This window comes from Ruegeria sp. CE12 (assembly GCF_056537525.1).
In genome coordinates this window covers 1-15607 of sequence record NZ_JBQFRS010000012.1, presented here as the reverse complement: position 1 = coordinate 15607, position 15607 = coordinate 1, and the positions used below count along the sequence as shown (strand labels likewise).

At 55.4% G+C, this 15607-nt stretch carries 18 protein-coding genes and 1 pseudogene; 11 read left to right on the top strand and 8 right to left on the bottom strand.

The genetic code is table 11. The features are described from left to right. Nucleotides 1-9 precede the first annotated feature (9 nt). Nucleotides 10-1518: a PAS-domain containing protein gene (locus tag ACR0IO_RS20125; protein WP_480744084.1), complete on the bottom strand. Its 1509-nt coding sequence runs from the start codon at nt 1516-1518 to the stop codon at nt 10-12. Nucleotides 1519-1581: 63 nt separating this feature from the next. Next, nucleotides 1582-2979: a sensor histidine kinase RegB gene (gene regB / locus ACR0IO_RS20120; protein WP_480744082.1), complete on the bottom strand. Its 1398-nt coding sequence runs from the start codon at nt 2977-2979 to the stop codon at nt 1582-1584. Nucleotides 2980-3069: 90 nt separating this feature from the next. Between regB and ACR0IO_RS20115 the strand changes: the two genes are divergently transcribed. The 3 genes from ACR0IO_RS20115 (at nt 3070) to ACR0IO_RS20105 (ending at nt 4952) form a co-directional block, all read left to right on the top strand. Next, nucleotides 3070-3690: an SCO family protein gene (locus ACR0IO_RS20115; protein ID WP_155139746.1), complete on the top strand. Its 621-nt coding sequence runs from the start codon at nt 3070-3072 to the stop codon at nt 3688-3690. 85 nt (nt 3691-3775) lie between these two features. Further along, nucleotides 3776-4330, top strand: a complete 555-nt coding sequence (locus ACR0IO_RS20110) for an ActR/PrrA/RegA family redox response regulator transcription factor (protein WP_155139744.1) — start codon at nt 3776-3778, stop codon at nt 4328-4330. A gap of 28 nt (nt 4331-4358) precedes the next feature. After that, nucleotides 4359-4952, top strand: coding sequence for a hypothetical protein (locus ACR0IO_RS20105; RefSeq protein ID WP_480744079.1), 594 nt, complete (start codon nt 4359-4361; stop codon nt 4950-4952). A gap of 22 nt (nt 4953-4974) precedes the next feature. On the opposite strand, the gene ACR0IO_RS20100 is transcribed toward ACR0IO_RS20105, so the two are convergent. Further along, entirely contained in the window at nt 4975-5568 is a 594-nt protein-coding gene (locus ACR0IO_RS20100; protein ID WP_480744077.1) for an HD domain-containing protein, read from the bottom strand. 211 nt (nt 5569-5779) lie between these two features. On the opposite strand from ACR0IO_RS20100, the gene ACR0IO_RS20095 reads away from it, so the two are divergent. The 3 genes from ACR0IO_RS20095 (at nt 5780) to ACR0IO_RS20085 (ending at nt 8347) form a co-directional block, all read left to right on the top strand. Continuing rightward, nucleotides 5780-6094, top strand: coding sequence for a hypothetical protein (locus tag ACR0IO_RS20095; protein WP_155139740.1), 315 nt, complete (start codon nt 5780-5782; stop codon nt 6092-6094). Between the two features lie 101 nt (nt 6095-6195). Then, the gene (gene ahcY / locus ACR0IO_RS20090) at nt 6196-7584 is read left to right on the top strand and encodes an adenosylhomocysteinase (protein ID WP_155139739.1); all 1389 of its coding nucleotides are present in this window, start codon (nt 6196-6198) and stop codon (nt 7582-7584) included. A gap of 13 nt (nt 7585-7597) precedes the next feature. After that, nucleotides 7598-8347, top strand: a complete 750-nt coding sequence (locus tag ACR0IO_RS20085) for an extensin-like domain-containing protein (RefSeq protein ID WP_480744074.1) — start codon at nt 7598-7600, stop codon at nt 8345-8347. 17 nt (nt 8348-8364) lie between these two features. Here the strand turns inward: ACR0IO_RS20085 and ACR0IO_RS20080 are convergent, their stop codons facing one another. Further along, entirely contained in the window at nt 8365-9012 is a 648-nt protein-coding gene (locus ACR0IO_RS20080) for a DUF899 family protein (protein WP_480744072.1), read from the bottom strand. A gap of 189 nt (nt 9013-9201) precedes the next feature. On the opposite strand from ACR0IO_RS20080, the gene ACR0IO_RS20075 reads away from it, so the two are divergent. The 3 genes from ACR0IO_RS20075 (at nt 9202) to ACR0IO_RS20065 (ending at nt 11740) form a co-directional block, all read left to right on the top strand. After that, on the top strand, nt 9202-9543 hold the full coding sequence (locus tag ACR0IO_RS20075) for a DUF2853 family protein (protein ID WP_155139733.1): 342 nt from the start codon (nt 9202-9204) through the stop codon (nt 9541-9543). A gap of 293 nt (nt 9544-9836) precedes the next feature. After that, nucleotides 9837-10838, top strand: coding sequence for an alpha/beta hydrolase (locus ACR0IO_RS20070; protein WP_480744068.1), 1002 nt, complete (start codon nt 9837-9839; stop codon nt 10836-10838). 44 nt (nt 10839-10882) lie between these two features. Next, on the top strand, nt 10883-11740 hold the full coding sequence (locus tag ACR0IO_RS20065) for a hypothetical protein (protein ID WP_480744066.1): 858 nt from the start codon (nt 10883-10885) through the stop codon (nt 11738-11740). Between the two features lie 11 nt (nt 11741-11751). On the opposite strand, the gene ACR0IO_RS20060 is transcribed toward ACR0IO_RS20065, so the two are convergent. The 4 genes from ACR0IO_RS20060 to tsaD are packed head-to-tail and all read right to left on the bottom strand — an operon-like array spanning nt 11752 to nt 14501. Continuing rightward, entirely contained in the window at nt 11752-12174 is a 423-nt protein-coding gene (locus tag ACR0IO_RS20060; RefSeq protein ID WP_480744064.1) for an EVE domain-containing protein, read from the bottom strand. Next, nucleotides 12174-12443 (bottom strand): YciI family protein, encoded by a 270-nt coding sequence (locus tag ACR0IO_RS20055; protein WP_155139727.1) that lies wholly within the window; start codon nt 12441-12443, stop codon nt 12174-12176. Before ACR0IO_RS20055 ends, ACR0IO_RS20060 begins: the two co-directional genes overlap by 1 nt. Nucleotide 12444: 1 nt before the next feature. Next, nucleotides 12445-13407 (bottom strand): NAD(P)H-dependent glycerol-3-phosphate dehydrogenase, encoded by a 963-nt coding sequence (locus tag ACR0IO_RS20050; RefSeq protein WP_480744062.1) that lies wholly within the window; start codon nt 13405-13407, stop codon nt 12445-12447. Continuing rightward, the gene (tsaD, locus tag ACR0IO_RS20045; protein ID WP_480744060.1) at nt 13404-14501 is read right to left on the bottom strand and encodes a tRNA (adenosine(37)-N6)-threonylcarbamoyltransferase complex transferase subunit TsaD; all 1098 of its coding nucleotides are present in this window, start codon (nt 14499-14501) and stop codon (nt 13404-13406) included. Before tsaD ends, ACR0IO_RS20050 begins: the two co-directional genes overlap by 4 nt. Nucleotides 14502-14599: 98 nt before the next feature. On the opposite strand from tsaD, the gene ACR0IO_RS20040 reads away from it, so the two are divergent. Further along, entirely contained in the window at nt 14600-15313 is a 714-nt protein-coding gene (locus tag ACR0IO_RS20040; RefSeq protein ID WP_480744058.1) for a uroporphyrinogen-III synthase, read from the top strand. A 54-nt stretch (nt 15314-15367) separates the two neighbouring features. Then, nucleotides 15368-15607 (top strand): annotated as a pseudogene (locus tag ACR0IO_RS20035) (hypothetical protein); the annotation flags it as partial.

Here is a 15607-nt window from a genome sequence, read left to right as displayed (position 1 = left end):
CAACCCGGTTCAGGCCGAGATTTGCCGCAATTCGGAAGCCTTGGTCACTTTGGGATCAACGGCAAAGCGCACGATGGTTGCACCGTTTTGCATCGGGCTGATGGTACAGGCAATCATAGTGCCATTGCGCATACGCATATCAGCAGACCATTCAGCCCGATTTTCACGCATTTCGACGAAATCGCGAATTTCGCCAAGGACCGGAGTCGCAGCGCACTGTTCCTGCCACTGTCGGGTGACCTCGAGCACGCTCGCGGGCTCAAAACCCGCCTCATGATCATCGCCCCACATTAGCTGATAGGCGTAATTGGTGCAGGCGAGCGTTCCGTCATCGGCAAAAACTGCAATGGCGTCCGCCAGCTTGTCCAGAATGGACTGCATCAGGTCCATTTCTGAACGAAACCGGCGTGTCAGGGTTATTTCGGCCGTAATATCCTCAAATAGAAATGCCACGGCACCATCGGGATGCGGACGTCCGCTGACCGAGTAAACAGAACCGGAAGGCAACGACCAGGTTTCCTGATAGTTTCCATCTTCGGCAGCCTCGAGCAGATCGTTCATCTGGCTGCGCCAGCTGCGGTAGTTCTTGGGTTCCGGCATCATATGTTGATCTCGCAGACGGTCAAAAAAACTCGACAGGCTGGGGCGGCAACTCAGGAAATCCGGGGGCAGGGTGGTCAGATCGATCAGTGCCGGATTGAACAGTGCAAGCTGCCGATTGCGATCGAAAATCGCCAGACCGATGGATAGTTGCGCAAAGGTCTTGGTCATCGTCTGGACGAATTTACGCTGAGTCGTTTCAGCTTCGACAATCGCATTGATGTCGACTGCATAGCCCAGTTGACCTTCTTCGCGATCCGTTCGCGTCAGATCAAACCAAAGCTTGTTGTTGCTACCCTCAACGTCAATCGCTGCACGGGTTTTTTTGCCAAAATGAGCTTCATCCTTTTGTGCGGGAAACAGTGGATCTGTCAGGTCCGCGTCCTGACCACGAGCCTTTCGCACCAGAGAAACATAAGCTGCATTGCACCACCTGACCTTGTCAGAGTGATCCAAAAGCCAGACAGGATAGGGCGCTTTGTCCATCGCCAGACGTACAGGGTCATTGGGATCGCGGCGTGCCTGATTGGGGCTACCTGTCAGATCTCGCAACTGGACCCGGATGATACCATCAATCCACTCACACAGAACTTCTCGTTCGACTGTGCAGTCGATGGCCGTGACAACAAGATTGCCCTGATCACGAACGACTTCTGGCGTCTCGGGAAAGGCTGGAAAATCGCGCTGCAGCAATCGCCTCAGATCATTCCAGACGTTGACGGTTTCATACCCCGACAATGCGATGTCCGAGTGACTGATCAGCCGGTTTCCGTCGAAAAGGAACACCGCATCGTACAGGGATTGTGGAGATGAAAGGCCAAAATTATCCCCGTGCCGTGGTCGGCGCGGTAATAGCCACTGAACCGCAAGGCTGGACGAGACCAGGCTAATCGCAGCCAGAATGATCCAATCCGCCATATATCGTCCCGCCCTGAAAAACTGGACGTGACTATGATTTACAATGGTTAACGGTGTCTTAATTCAGATCTTGATCTGCTGGTTTACACCGGACGGGACCGGGGTATCACCAGTTTGGGCGTCGATCAGGTTTCGCGGCCAGAATACTTTGACGATTGCCCCTCTGCGATCGGGTTGATCCGTCAAGGTTTGATAGGGGTCGGAACCATTTGCGAATTTGAGCTCGGCACCACTCCGCTCCAACAGAGTTTTTGCGATAAACAGCCCCAGACCCATACCCTCGTATTCAGGCCGTGTGCGTTGATCGTTCTCGGCGCGTCGACGTCGCATGAACGGATCACCGATCCGTCCAATCATTTGCGAAGGGTATCCGCGTCCGTCATCCATGATGCTGACGGTGATCCAGCTATCGGTCCATTCCGCATCGACCCAGACATTGGCGCGGGCGAAATCCACACCGTTCTGGATCAGGTTGCGCAGGCCGTGAATGATCTCGGGTTTGCGCAGGATCGAAGGTTGCTGCACATCGCCACCCTGACCCGGGCCCTCTTCGAAATGCACATGTTTGCCACGATGGATATGTGGCTCGGCGGCTTCGTGGATCACCGCCGATAGCGGAGCCTGACGCAGATGCAGGTCATCTTTACCCGCGCGCCCCATATCCCTCAGGATATCCCTGCAGCGATTAGCCTGTTCCCGAATAAGCGCTGCATCTTCCTTAAGATCGGGGCGGTCATCCAATTCTTCGATCAGTTCGGAACTGGTCAGTTTGATCGTCGCAAGCGGCGTTCCCAGCTCGTGGGCAGCGGCGGCAACAACGCCACCCAGATCGGTCAGCTTCTGTTCACGTGCCAGGGCCATATGAGTCGCAGCCAATGCCTCGGACATGGACTGAACTTCGGAGCTGACACGATGCGAATAAGCGCCCAGGAACACGATAGCGATGACGATAGCGGCCCAGTTTCCGAACAGAAGGATATCAGGAATATCCAGAACAAGACCCAAATCCGTGTGCAACGGCAGATGAAACTGCGCCAGCAATGTGGTCAGTACAACGGCAACGCCACCAACAATCATGGTAGAGCGCGTGCTCATGACGTTTGCGGAAATTGTGACCGGACCGACAAGAAGCAGGGCAAAGGGGTTGTTCAAACCACCGGTGAGATACAACAGGAATGCTAATTGCAGCAGGTCGAACAAAACCATCAGAAAGTTCTCGAACTCTGACAGACGCTTGTTCTGTGGAAACAGCAAAATGGCGGTCAGATTCCCCAGAACCGAAACCCCAATGGCCATATAACACAGGCCCAGTTCCAACTGAACGTGATAGGTCTGCTGGGCGACCGTGATCGCCGTAATCTGACCGATGATCGCCACCCAGCGCAGCAGAATAAGGGTCCGCAGCCTGATCCAGCTGCTTCTCTCCTGTCCGCGCCAAAGGCTGATATTGGAATTCTTCATCGGTCAATTATGTCCTATTGCGTCGGCTGATCATCTTGATAGGTGTCCCGGTCGAAACGATCAACAACACCCTGTGTCAGGATTTTAATCATGGTCCGCATATACGCCATACTCGCAACTGTTGTTCTGGCCGTCGGTCTGGGTGCCATGTGGCTGCTCACGCGTGGAGCGGGTTCTGATGACAAGTTCGCGCAGTGCCGGTCAAGTCAGATCGCAGGCGGTACCGCAGCGATTGGCGGACCTTTCGAGTTGATCAACGCCAAGGGCGAAACCGTTACCGACAAGGATGTGATCACCGAGCCGACCCTTGTCTACTTTGGCTACACCTTCTGCCCCGATGTCTGCCCGTTTGACATGTCGCGAAACGCGGATGCCATCGATATCCTCGCCGAGCGCGGGCAATCCGTCACGCCACTGTTCATCTCGATCGACCCGGAACGCGACACGCCCGAGGTCGTCGGGGATTATGCCTTCAACCTTGGCGGCAAGACCATCGCCCTGACCGGGTCGCCTGAGCAAGTCAAAGCTGCCAGCCGGGCCTACAAGACCTACTATAAGGCGCAGGACAAGAGCGACGAGTATTATCTGGTCGATCACTCGACCTTTACCTATCTGGTCACGCCCGAGGACGGCTTCATCGAGTTCTTCAATCGTGACGATACCGCTGAACAGATGGCGGACAAGGTCGGTTGCTTCCTGGATAAGATGTAACAGAAACAGGTAATTTGACCTTTGTTGCGGCGCTGCTAATACTTCTTAGCAAGCCAACGGCAAGACAGAATGGAAAGACCCACATATGGCAGACACTTCTCAGCTGGAAATCGGCCCCGACAAATCCCTGCTTCTGGTGGACGATGACGAGCCGTTTCTGAGACGTCTGGCAAAGGCCATGGAAAAGCGCGGGTTCGAGATTGAGACCGCCGGTTCTGTCGCTGCAGGCCGCGCAATCGCAACCGCGCGCCCGCCTGCCTATGCGGTGGTTGATCTTCGGCTTGAAGATGGCAACGGACTGGATGTCGTCGAGGTGCTGCGGGAAAAGCGCCCTGACAGTCGTGTGGTGGTTCTGACCGGCTACGGTGCGATTGCCACCGCTGTTGCAGCGGTAAAGATCGGGGCGACCGATTACCTGTCGAAACCCGCCGACGCCACCGACATCACCAACGCGTTGCTGGCCAAGGGTGACGAACTGCCCCCACCGCCGGAAAACCCCATGAGCGCGGACCGCGTGCGCTGGGAACATATCCAGCGGGTTTATGAGCTGTGTGATCGGAATGTCTCCGAGACGGCGCGCCGCCTGAACATGCACCGCCGAACGTTGCAGCGGATTTTGGCGAAGCGCAGTCCGCGTTGATTGTCTCGATTGGAGTATAGTATTTGGAATGAAGCGCTCGTTCACTTTTCTGTTCATTTTCTTGTGCTTAACGACTAATAAAGCTCTAGCAAACTGTGTGGATTTAACGAAAGGCAACTCCTTTTCATTGACTAGGAATATCCCGCTTTTCGAGATCACAAATATCGTTGCCGAGGACGGTACTGTCGTAGAACAGCGCAGGATGCAGCGTGATGGCTCAATTGAAAGAGTGGAGACGACTTATTGGAACGGCGTAATTGCTGTTGATAGGAGATCAAACTCAAGTCGTGTGCAAATCAAAATCAGTGAAGAAGCCAAGCTAGCGGATTTGAATAAGACGCGAAAAACATACAAATTTCCAATCTCGATCTTTGTGAATGGAAGAGAAATTGATCAGGGTTGGTATGTTGTAAAGCCAATGAAGAAAGTCCGAGTTTCCATCGACGGCTGCAAGTATCGTGCAATGGTTGTTCGAACCAGCATTGAACGGAACAGTGGGAATCCGATTAATGAGGAAGCGCTACTTAGCCTTGATGCAGGCATGCTTCTAGGAAATGTGGCGATGACGCCAGACTGGAAACCTCGCAGTTCTGTGCTTTTTGACAAAATCACAGCGGATTAAGTCGTGGTTGGATAGTTGAGAATTAGAGTAGCGACAGCAACAGTTCATGCCGCTCGGTATACGCCTGCCGCACTTCAACCGCTGGCCTCAGCCTGATCTCCAACCCCTCCATCACCACCTTGTCCGGTCGACCAAAAAACTTTGTCGCCTCAGCCTCCGAAAAACCAGCGATCTGGGTGGCTTCCATCCAGGCGCTGATCTTGTCGGCCTTCTTGATCTGCCGCTTGACGGTTTTTGGCACCGCAGCGGGCAGGCCGAACCGGATATGGATCGCTGCAGCCAGACGATCATCCAGCGCACCGTAATCGGGGCCGACGGCAGATTTGACGGGTGAAATCATGTCCCCGATCACATATTCCGGCGCATCATGTAACAGGGCCGCCAGCCGCCATTTTATCGGTGCTTTGGGGGCTATGCGGCCAAAAAGCTCTTCCACCAGAAGGGAATGCTCGGCCACGGAATAGGCGAAATCACCCGCAGTTTGCCCGTTCCAACGTGCGACAAAGGCCAGACCGTGGGCGATATCTTCTATCTCGATATCCACCGGCGTCGGGTCCAGCAGATCCAGCCTGCGGCCCGACAGCATTCTCTGCCATGCTCTGGGTTGTGTTGCCATTATGCCATGCCTTGTGAAGTGGGACACATTGAATTCGGATTTTTGTGCTAAGATGTATCTGTCAGGATCACCGGCTGCCAACGTTTTCTTGAGCATTCGTGCTTTGAAATGGTGTGTAGCGATCCCGACATTAAGGACTGAGGGGGGTGCATACTCCTCCCAGTGTGCCCCTCTCGAAACGAAACGGAACTCGTATCGAAAGGAGCTTGTCATGTTCAAGCGTTTGTTCGCAATATCCCTGACCTTTGGAATGGCTGCCACTGCACCGCCCGCTTTTGCCCAAAGCTGTGCGCAACGTGATGATGTCATTGCCAAATTGCAGAATAGCTACTCTGAAGAATTGACCTTTGGAGGCCTGCAAAAGTCGCGCGGAGCGCAATCGGTCATGGAGGTCTGGTCCTCGAAGGAAACGGGAACCTATACCGTTCTGCTGACCCAAGCCAACGGCATTAGCTGTATTGTTGCCGCCGGCACGGATTTTTTTGAAGCGATACCTAAAGTGAAAATAGACGGCACGCCGAGCTGATTTTGAAGGCGTCAGACCTGTTTCCGCCTATCTCCGTTGCCACTTGCATAAAGTGATGCTAGTGGCACCCCGGATCGAAATTTACCGGAATGGAGCATCTGATGGCCGGGGACTATATCGTTAAGGACATTTCGTTGGCCGGATTCGGCCGCAAAGAACTGGATATTGCCGAAACAGAAATGCCGGGACTGATGTCGCTGCGCGCCGAGTACGGGGAAAGCAAGCCCCTCAAGGGTGCGCGCATTGTCGGCTCGCTGCACATGACTATCCAGACAGCTGTTCTGATCGAAACGCTGGTTGCGCTGGGCGCTGACGTGCGCTGGGCGTCGTGCAACATCTTCTCGACCCAGGATCACGCCGCCGCCGCGATTGCCGAAGCAGGTATCCCTGTCTTCGCTATCAAGGGCCAAACACTGGAAGAGCACTGGGATTATCTGGACAAATCGTTCCTGTTCGATGAAGGCCCGAACATGATCCTGGACGATGGCGGCGACGCAACGCTGTACATCCTGCTGGGCGCACGTGCCGAAGCGGGCGAAGATATCATCCCTGTTCCGGGTTCGGAAGAGGAAGAGGTGATCAAGAAGCAGATCGCCAAGCGTATGGCGGCAAGCCCTGGCTGGTTCACCAAGATGCGTGATCAGATCAAAGGCGTGTCCGAGGAAACAACCACTGGCGTGAACCGTCTGTATCAGCTGGTGAAAGAAGGTCACCTGCCGTTCCCGGCGATCAACGTGAACGACAGCGTCACCAAGTCGAAATTCGACAACAAATACGGCTGTAAGGAATCGCTGGTCGACGGTATCCGCCGCGCGACCGACACCATGCTGGCCGGTAAGGTTGCCGTGGTCTGCGGTTATGGCGACGTAGGTAAAGGCTCGGCTGCTTCGCTGGCAGGCGCAGGCGCCCGTGTGAAAGTGACCGAAGTTGACCCGATCTGCGCCCTGCAGGCTGCGATGGACGGCTTTGAAGTCACTCTGCTGGAAGACGAGGTTGCCACCGCTGACGTGTTCATCACCACCACCGGCAACAAGGACGTGATCCGCATCGAGCATATGCGCGAGATGAAGGACATGGCCATCGTCGGTAACATTGGTCACTTCGACAACGAAATTCAGGTGGCCAGCCTGAAGAACCACAAGTGGACCAACATCAAGGAACAGGTGGACATGATCGAGATGCCCTCGGGCAACCGCATCATCCTGCTGTCCGAAGGCCGTCTGCTCAACCTTGGCAACGCGACCGGTCACCCATCCTTCGTGATGTCGGCTTCGTTCACCAACCAGGTTCTGGCTCAGATCGAGCTGTTCACCAAGGGTGACGAGTACAAAAATGACGTCTACATCCTGCCTAAGCATCTGGATGAAAAGGTTGCGCGTCTGCACCTGGATCGCATCGGCGTCAAACTGACCAAGATGGACAACGAGCAAGCGGCCTATATCGGCGTGAAGCCGGAAGGTCCGTACAAGCCGGAACACTACCGCTACTAAGTGCGAAAGACGCATGAGCAAGCAATCCGGACGCCGCCGATTTCTGTTATCGGCGGCGTCCTTTGTTTTCAGGGTCGCCGTTGTGGTCATCTTGTTCGGAGGCGGCGGCTGGTTTCTGCTGGCACATCCTGAAACACCCGTACCGTCGCATTGGAATCCGTTGCGTGAATTGAAAGTGACCGCACCAGTCACGCCGATCACCCGGTTTCAGCTTAATCGCGCCTTGGCCGATGAGTCGCAGTGCCGCGCAACGCTGGCTGAGGCAGGTGTTTCCTTTGCGGCGATGGATGATCTGATAGAAAGCGAAAATTGCGGCATTCCGGGTCGGGGTCTGCTGTCTAGGCTGACTTCAGCAGGTGTGAACGCCGTTGAAACGAGTTGCACGACGGCTCTGCGATTGACGATGTGGGAATATCATGTGGTCCAGCCTGCCGCGCAAGAACATCTGGAAACGGGGGTCAATCAGCTGCGGCACGTCGGCAGCTATAACTGCCGCCAGATGCGCACCGCGCAAGGCGAAACCAGCGCCTGGAGCAGCCATGCAAAGGCCGATGCCATAGACATCGTTGGTGTGCGACTTGACGACGGGCGCAGCCTGACATTGCTGTCAGACTGGCAGACAGTAGGGCCTGAGGGTGTGTTTTTGCATCAGATCTGGCGCGGCGCATGTGACTGGTTTCGGGTGGTTCTGGGCCCGGATTTCAATCACTTGCACGCCGACCACTTTCACCTGCAGGGTCCAGGCTGGGGCTATTGCCGCTAAGTATGCTTGGCAGGCCGTCAGCGTAGAGATGGAAAGAAATCTCCCCGGCCCTGTGGAGTAAAATCCAGGATATTCCACAAAGGCCATGCTGCATCCACATGCCGCGGATGCCAGTCGCTGGGTTCAAAGAACAGTTCGGAACTCCAGAAATGGCTGATACCGTCCTGATTGCGCTGAAAGACGTTCAGGATCGGCAGTTGGCTTCCGTCCTCGGCTTCGGCCAGATAGTCGCGCTGATAGTCCGTGCCCAGCGCGGAATAAAGCGGCAGATCGTTCCACCCCATAGTCGCCTTCAGCTCAGCCAGCTTTTCACAGGTGTTTTGAGCCATGACAGCAAACGCAATTTTCTGGGAAATGTGCGGGACCTGTCCATTCAACCCGTCCAGAAAGGCCGAACACATCGGGCAGGGTGCCTGCGCGTTCGGTCCATACATAAGCGAGTAGATGGCCAAGGTGTCATGTGATCCGAACAAGGTTGACAAAGGTGCTGGTGCTCCACGATCTGACCGGAAGGCATAATCCTGCGGAACCGCCCCGCCATTGGGTAGCCCACGTCGCAGGCTGGCTACTTCTTCCACTTTGGCGCGCAGTTCGGCTTCGGCGGATAGCAACCTGTTGCGTGCGGTTCTGTACTCGGGGCTTTCATTGGGCAGCGAAACGGGCATGGTAATCTCCTTATCCTATAATTTAACATATAAGTTAAATAAAGGGGGAGGCGAAATCAAGCCTGCTGTAGGGTCGGGAACCGCTTAGGGGGAATGCCGCTGATTTTTCCCTTTGTGCAAATTCTTGTGGCCGTTACCGTATTGGCGGTGCTGGAATGGCCATAAATAAACCTGAACCAGGAGACGACTATGGGAAAACGCGACGAACTGATCGCCAAATATGCCGAAGACCTGAAAAACAAGTGCGGTATGGAACCTGATATGGACCTGTTGACCAAGGTCACCATCGGGTGCGGTCCTGCAATCTATGACGCGGATGCCGAAACCGTCGCAGCCAGCCAGGATAGCGAGTTGGAAACGGTCAAGAACAACTTCTTGATCAAAAAACTGGGCCTGTCCGATGGTCCCGAGCTGATGGAAGCGATCAACAAAGCCATGGAAACCTATGGCATGTCCGAGCGGAACAAATACCGTGCCGTCGTCTACTACATGCTGACCAAGCATTTCGGCAAAGAGGCTGTCTACAGCTAACGTTGCCTTTGACCTTTTCTAACGCCCGTTGGGAAACCAGCGGGCGTTTTGCATTTGAGTCATAATTTAAGAACTCGGTGTTTGATCCGACTGACGGATACCGGGTAATGTCACCTTACGACCAGGACGGTCAGAACCAGAATATTCCATACGCGTGTGGTGAGTAGGGAGCACGCGGGGTAGGGAGGGTTCTGTATCGTTCAGGCCCTCCCGAAGTTTCAAAAAGCTCATTTGATATCAAGACTGTCGCCCGATAGGCTGGGTTCATCTTCTTCACTGTTCGCGAGGCATTGATGCCATCCATGAACTGCTCTTCCGAAGAAAATCCCGGCGTGCGGATCAAAGAGATCGGCAGTTTCTTTGCGGGTGGCCGCCGGGTGACCCTGACGGACCAGCCGGTACAGCAAGTACAAGTGGCCCGAAATGCCCCCGCTCGAACGGTTGACATGAACGGCGACTACATTACCGGGCAATGTTATGTTCAGTATCTGCGGCAAGTTGCACCCGCTTTTGATGCCCCCCTGATGTTTTGGCACGGGGGCGGCATGACAGGCGCAATGTGGGAAACGACGCCCGATGGACGGCCTGGTTGGCATAGCTATTTCCTGAACGCCGGGTTCGATACCTTAGTCTGTGATGCTGTCGAGCGTGGTCGGGCGAGCTGGTCACCCTATCCCCAGATCTACAAGGAAGCGCCTGTCTTTCGCACTCTGAACGACGTCTGGAACATGTTTCGGTTTGGACCTGCCGATACCTATACGCCTGAAGTTTCTGAACAGCAACCATTCGACGGGGTCAGGTTTCCGATGAGTGATTTGGATACGTTTGGGGCGCAGTTCGTGCCGCGCTGGGTCACTCATGCGGACATCACGCTCAACGCCTATTATCAGGCCTTGCAGCAGGTTGGTCCGGTTTGGTTGATCGCGCATAGCCAGGGTGGAAATCTCGCGCTCGAGGCCGCCGCAACCCATCCGGAGCTCTTCAGAGGCGTTGTGATTATTGAACCGGCTTCTGTGCCACCTGCAACAGGTCGGGCAGCGCGGGTGCCGCATCTGTTCATCTGGGGTGACAATGTCGAGAGGTTTGCGATCTGGAAGGCCTATCGCAGTGCAACCAATGGGTATGTCGATCAACTGCAATCTGAGGGGTGTGCGGCTAAAATTCTCGACCTACCAGCCTTGGGAATTACCGGAAATACCCACGCGATGATGATGGATGACAACTCTGACCAGATTGCATCTATGGTTCTTGAGTGGATCAGCGAAACCGGTCGAATTTTGGGTTCTGACCGATAAGTGTTAACATAATACGGCTTTCAACCATGACGAGGGGCCGTGTTATGTTGAAAAAGCCAACTGTACTGTTTCCTGTTGCCGTCTTCCTGTTCGCTTCCTGCGCCAATCTGGTTTGGGTCGAACCCAAGGTATATGTGCCTGGGTCCACCGAGATCGAGGTGGATGGATTTGGGATCAATGGTCCTGTCGACATCCTGCCGCGCGGAACAACTGCGATAACAATCTCCCACGAAATCACCAATGCGGGCAGCAGCCCCGTCCCTGCGGGCTATCTGATCACTGAGACCGTTGTTCAATGGGTGTTTCAGCGCAACGTCACCAGCGTTGGCTGGCGTCCGGGTGATCCAGCGACACATACGATCATCCAGCTTGCCCAAAGTGGACCGGCCCTGAATCCGGGGGAATCTGCAGTTATTTCTTTCGGGCCATTTCCTGTTGGAAGTTGCGGATTGTTCGGGGAAACGCTGGAATTGGATTCCAGCAACATCGTCGTCGAATCCTCAAACCAGGACAATGTAGACGAGCACCTGTTCTTTATACCCAGCAATCAGATCATCTATATCACGGCCAATACGATCAATGGGACCTTGTTTCACGAGGCAGGCCGCACATTGACGCATCAATTCACGATCAACTCAGGCGGTGCCGGCAATCAATGGCTGTATACAGGTTTTTCTTGGATCGCGACTGAAGGATCCACTGCAGATGCAGTGCCGCCACCAACCGGGCGTGTGCCTCAGGGGCCTGCTCCGCAAACAATCGACATGTTCGTCACACCCAGGGACCACGAACATTCACCGCTTGGGTTTGGTCCATCAGTCAAAGGCAAGGTCACTGCCATTTCCACTGATGGCTGCGTGATCAAGCAAAAGGCGGTTGAGGTGCTGGTCGAGCACGAATGAAGGGTTAGAAATCAGTCAGCGCGAGTCTGACCAAGATCACAGATCACCGCCCATTCTGCTTCGCTGACGGGCTGCACTGACAGGCGCGAATTCTTAACCAGAACCATCTCTCCCAAACGCTCGTCCGCCTTGATCTGATCCAGTGTCACAGCAGTGGTGAAAGGCCGAATCGCCTTGATATCAACGCATTCCCAGCGTTCGTCATCAGTTGTGCTGTCGGGATGGGCCTCGGCACAGACCTCGACGATTCCGACGATCGCCTTGTCTTTCTGCGAATGATAAAAGAACCCACGGTCACCAATTTTCATATCCCGCATGAAATTGCGCGCCTGATAGTTGCGCACACCATCCCATTCTTCGCCAGTTTCACCTTTGGCAACCTGCTGGTCCCAGCTCCAGGTCGAGGGTTCGGATTTGAATAACCAATACGCCATCAGCCTATAACTCTTTTCCAGGGGATCAATTCGACGGAAGAGAACAGACCAGCCAACGCATACGGATCACTTGCCGCCCATTCCTGAGCTGTCGCCATATCCTCGACATCGAGAATAATCAGCGAACCGATCATGTTTTCGCCATCCAGCAACGGCCCGGCCTGCGAGACGACACCGGTTTCTTCGATATAGGCCAGATGTGCGGCGCGGTTGTCCAGACGGGTCTGCAGGGCGCCGTCTTTGTCACGGGCGATCAGGGCGATCAGCATGTTATTCCTCCTTAAGTGGGCGATTGAGCAGTGATTGAATCGCCTCGGTCACACTGTATGTGCCGTGGCTGAGTTCCGCCACCGTTGTGCTGATGGGCATATCCAGCTCTTCCGATCTTGCGATATCTGCCATGGCGCGGGCGGTGGCAACGCCTTCGACTGTGGTACTGGCGTCAAAGTTTTCGTGACGCCCCAGCGAGAGGCCAAATCGATAGTTCCGTGACAGTTCTGACGAGCAGGTCAGGACCAGATCACCAAGGCCTGACAAACCCATCAGAGTGTCGGCACGTGCGCCACGTCTGGCAGCAAAGCGCTGCATTTCGGCAAAACCACGGGTCATCAAAGCTGCACGAGCGCTGTCGCCCAGACCGGCTCCGATACAGGCACCGCAGCCGATGGCCATGACATTCTTAAGCGCTCCACCCAGTTCGGCCCCGATCGTATCGGTCGTTCGATAAAGGCGCAGATTGGCGGTGGTCAGCTCCTCTTGCAGAGATTGTCCCAGTTCTGCATCGCCACAGGCGAGGGTAAGAGCTGTTGGCAATCCTCGCGCAATGTCATCGGCAAAGCTGGGCCCGGTGAGCAACGCCGGGCGCGCATCGGGAATCGTCTGTATGATGACCGAGATTGGTCCCATACCTGACGACAATTCGATACCTTTGCAGCAGGCGACCAGCGTCTTACCGGTCAGAGAATCTGCGTGCTCGGTTAATGCCGCACGTAGCTTTTGCATAGGCACCGCCAGCAACAGCGTATCTGCCTCAACTGTTTTTGTGATGTCGGCGGTTACAGAGATTTGAGGTGATAACGCGACACCCGGCAAGCGTCCGGAGTTTTCCCGCGTTTCTTGCATGCGCTGTGCGTGATCGGCATCGCGGGCCCAAAGGGTGACTGGCCTTTTGCCTGCAAGCGATATTGCTAATGCGGTACCGAAAGCGCCGGAACCCAGAACCGAAACGCTCATGCCTTTGCGCCTTTCTTGCCGCTGCCAAGCATGGCGGGGCTGGTTTTATCCAATGGCCATCGGGGACGCGCGGTCAGATCCAAACCGTCTTGCGCCCCGGTTCTGAAACGTTCCATGCCCGCATAGGCGATCATGGCGGCATTGTCGGTGCAAAGGTTCAGCGGCGGTGCAGTGAATCGAGCGCCCAAATCTGCACAAATAGTCTCTAACGCGGATCGAATAGCTGTATTGGCTGCAACCCCTCCGGCGACTGCTATGACCGGGTCGGATGGGTTTTCTTCAAGGTAGAGGGCAATTGCCCGGCGGGTTTTTTCCGCCAGCGTGTCCACTACGGCCTGCTGAAATCCGGCACACAGATCGGCGCGATCCTGTCGAGTCAGGCCGCCCTTTTCGGCGACAATCTGATCCCGCATTCGCATCAGTGCAGTTTTCAGCCCCGAGAAGGACAGGTCGCATCCGGGCCGATCCAGCAAGGGGCGGGGAAACCGGAACCGCTTTGGGTCACCGGATCGCGCTTCGGCCTCGACCGATGGCCCACCGGGTTGCGGCAATCCCAGAAGGCGCGCAGTTTTATCGAAGGCTTCGCCAGGGGCGTCATCAATTGTGCCGCCCAGACGGGTGAATTTTTCTGGGCCATGGGCAATCAGATATTGGCAATGACCACCAGAAACCAGCAGCATGAGGTAGGGAAACGCGATTCCATCAGTCAGGCGCGGCGTCAGTGCATGCCCGGCAAGATGGTTAACCCCGATCAGCGGTAGCCCGGTTGCAGCACTCAATCCCTTAGCGCACATGACCCCAGACATGACCCCGCCGATCAATCCCGGTCCGGCAGTCACAGCAATGGCGTCCAGGTCCTTCAGATCCATATCTGCGGCTTCCAAAGCCTGAACTACACAGACGTCCAGCTTTTCGGCGTGCGCGCGTGCGGCAATCTCGGGCACGACACCGCCGAAGGCGCTGTGCAACTCGGTCTGGCCGTGTACGACCGACGACAGAATTTCGGCTTGCGACCCCTCTGTCTGGCGCACAACTGCGGCGGCTGTGTCATCACAGCTGCTTTCCAATCCAAGGACGGTAAGTGTTTGCACCATGGGCCTGATCCGTTGCATCATGATTGCCAAGCGGGGTATCACCCTGCGCGGATGCAAACAATCCTCAAGGCCGAAGGCGCCGACCGTTGTATTTGTTGATGACCCGCCCTCGCGCCGCCTCAGAGAGGTTCGTTGCGCAGCTGCCGACCCGCACAAGATCGCGGGTCACGGTCATCCATTCCCCATTATTGGATATTCGCCCTCTGCCGGTTCAGGTGGTGACCACTGGTGTCGGGGGCCTGATTTTTACCTCGGCCAACGCTGTGAATGCAGCAGCTTCCATGGGCGTTGATCAAAGTTTGCCTGCTTTTTGCGTCGGTCCAGCGACCACGGGTACAGCCAAAGGGGCTGGCTGGCAGGCCCAGATGGTTGGCGGAACGGCTGAGGAACTTGTCGCCGCCCTATTGCAGCTCCACCCCGAAAGCCCCTTACTGCATCTGCGGGGCGAGCACAGCCGCGGCAACATAGCTGAACGCCTGACCGAACTGGGTCTGACCACGCTGGAACAGCCGGTTTATCAGCAGCGCCTGCTGCCATTGACGGAAGAAGCAAGCGAGGCAGCCAGCGGTTCCTCACCCATAATCGTGCCGATCTTTTCGCCGCGTACCGCGCGACAATTTGCCGACGTCTGGACCGGATCAGCCCCTTTGTGGATTGCCGCAATTAGCGAAGCGACGGCAGAACCCCTTAAATCCTTGGGCTATGAGCGATTGAGAATTGCAAAAGAGCCGACACCCAAGAAAATGCGGAAAGCCGTTAAAAAGCTTGTGAAACATGCGATGCGGGTTGAGGGTGAGCCGGGCGCAGATTAACTTGGAAACGTCAGTAGTTCAGGTGATTTTGGAATCGATAAGGGGAATACGACGGTGGCTGGTAAGAAGAAATCCGATCAGGAACCGATAGAGGACCCCAAATCGGAAGAGGTGGTAGAGGATACCGCTGCCGAATCCGGAGCAGAAACTCAGGAAGAATCCATTGACCCCACGGCCTCGGAAGAAGAGGTAATTTTCGAAGCCGAAGCCGAAGCCGAAGCCGAAGCCGAAGCCGAAGCCGAAGCCGAAGCCGAAGCCGAAGCCGAAGCCGAAGCCGAAGCCGAAGCCGAAGCC